This is a genomic window from Synergistaceae bacterium (assembly GCA_012728235.1).
Lineage (GTDB): Bacteria > Synergistota > Synergistia > Synergistales > Synergistaceae > JAAYFL01.
This window is the reverse complement of the sequence record JAAYFL010000119.1, coordinates 1-1,639: the sequence shown is the minus strand read 5'-3', so window position 1 is coordinate 1,639 and position 1,639 is coordinate 1. Positions and strand designations below refer to the sequence as shown.

At 36.5% G+C, this 1,639-nt stretch carries 3 protein-coding genes; all 3 read left to right on the top strand.

The window, feature by feature from the left end; translation table 11 throughout:
* Nucleotides 1-51 precede the first annotated feature (51 nt).
* Nucleotides 52-489 (top strand): helix-turn-helix transcriptional regulator, encoded by a 438-nt coding sequence (locus GXZ13_07025; GenBank protein ID NLX75561.1) that lies wholly within the window; start codon nt 52-54, stop codon nt 487-489.
* Nucleotides 486-1,220 (top strand): ABC transporter ATP-binding protein, encoded by a 735-nt coding sequence (locus tag GXZ13_07020; GenBank protein ID NLX75560.1) that lies wholly within the window; start codon nt 486-488, stop codon nt 1,218-1,220. Before GXZ13_07025 ends, GXZ13_07020 begins: the two co-directional genes overlap by 4 nt.
* A partial coding sequence (locus GXZ13_07015) for an ABC transporter permease (GenBank protein ID NLX75559.1) occupies nt 1,217-1,639 on the top strand: 423 nt, incomplete at its 3' end. The genes GXZ13_07020 and GXZ13_07015, both read left to right, overlap by 4 nt.

The window sequence follows — 1,639 nt, the reverse complement described above, 5'->3', positions numbered from 1 at the left end:
GTGTATTATTTTATAATTTCTTGTATACTGTTTATAAAGGATGCGAGAAATATGATAAGTATGAATTTGAAAGAATTACGAGAAAGACATAAATACACTCAAGAGGAAGTTGCTGAAAAAATCGGTGTTTCAAGGCAAGCTGTTGCCAAATGGGAAAGTGGTAAAACAGTGCCAGATATCAATAATTGTATAGCTTTGGCAGAGTTATATGAGGTGGAATTAGATGCTCTGGTAGGTTATTCCAAAGATGATGAAAAAATAGGCCTTAAGCCAAAAGGAAAACACATATTTGGAATGGTAAAGGTAGGAGAACGAGGCCAGATTGTGATTCCCAAAAAGGCCAGAGATATATTTAAGATCTGTCCTGGAGATTCCTTGTTGATTCTAGGCGATGAGTCACAAGGGATTGGGATTATGAAAAGCGAGGGCTTTCTGCAGTTTGCACAGGAAATTTTTGATGCATATGAATATCAGGAGGAAGATAAATGATTGCTATAGAAACAACAAAGTTAACCAAGAAATTTCAAACAAAAACTGCTGTAAATTCTCTCAATCTTTCTATTAAACAAGGCGAGCTTTTCGCTTTACTAGGAGTGAATGGTGCAGGGAAAACTACAACAATTAAGATGTTGACTTGCCTTATAAGCCCTACAAGTGGTGATGCAGCTTTACATGGTCATAGTATTATCTCCAATCCTCATGGAGTAAAAGAAAAAATTAATGTATCACCCCAGGAAACAGCTGTAGCTCGAAATCTATCTGTTAAGGAGAATCTTGAGTTAATTGCAAGAATATACGGATTTGACAAAAAAGCTACAGCCATAAAAGTAAAAGAGATGATGACGACTTTTAGTCTTACAGAAGTCTCCAAAGATAAAGCAAAAACTTTATCAGGAGGAATGCAGAGGCGACTTAGTATAGCTATGGCCCTTATCACGGATCCGAAAATACTTTTTCTTGATGAGCCAACTCAGGGACTTGATGTTATTTCAAGAAGGGAGCTATGGACTGTGATTGAAAAATTAAAGGGGAAAATCACTATTATTTTAACAACCCATTATATGGAGGAAGCAGAAGCACTTTCAGATAGAATCGGTATCATGTCTGCAGGAAAGTTAAAGGCTACTGGAACGGTGTCAGAATTAATGAGAAAGTCGAATACTAAAACACTTGAGGAAGCCTTTGTTTCATTAGCTACAAAAGAGGAGGTGGAATATTGAAAGCATTAACATTTGCTGTACGTAACAGTAAAGAGATTCTTAGAGAACCTTTGAACTTAGCATTGGGGATAGGTTTCCCAGTGGTTGTATTATTACTCTTATCTATGATCCAAGCTAATATTCCTGTTGAATTATTTGCTATAGATAATCTTATTCCGGGAATAGCAGTATTCGGTCTTGCTTTTATTTCCACATTCTCTGGAATGTTAATAGCTACAGACAGGGGTACTTCTTTTTTGATGCGGTTGTTCACAACTCCACTTACTGCCTCTGATTATATTATGGGTTATACTCTTCCACTGCTACCAATGGCAGTACTTCAAATTGTCATAAGTTATATTGCTGCATTCTTTTTAGGCTTAGCCATAAACCTTAATGTTTTGGTGTCCATAGTTGTGCTTATACCAGCAGCTATAATG

What these genes read in the sequence shown, in the direction of transcription:
- GXZ13_07025 (NLX75561.1), top strand. Translation starts at nt 52, where the DNA reads ATGATAAGTATGAATTTGAAAGAATTACGAGAAAGACATAAATACACT.
- GXZ13_07020 (NLX75560.1), top strand. Translation starts at nt 486, where the DNA reads ATGATTGCTATAGAAACAACAAAGTTAACCAAGAAATTTCAAACAAAA.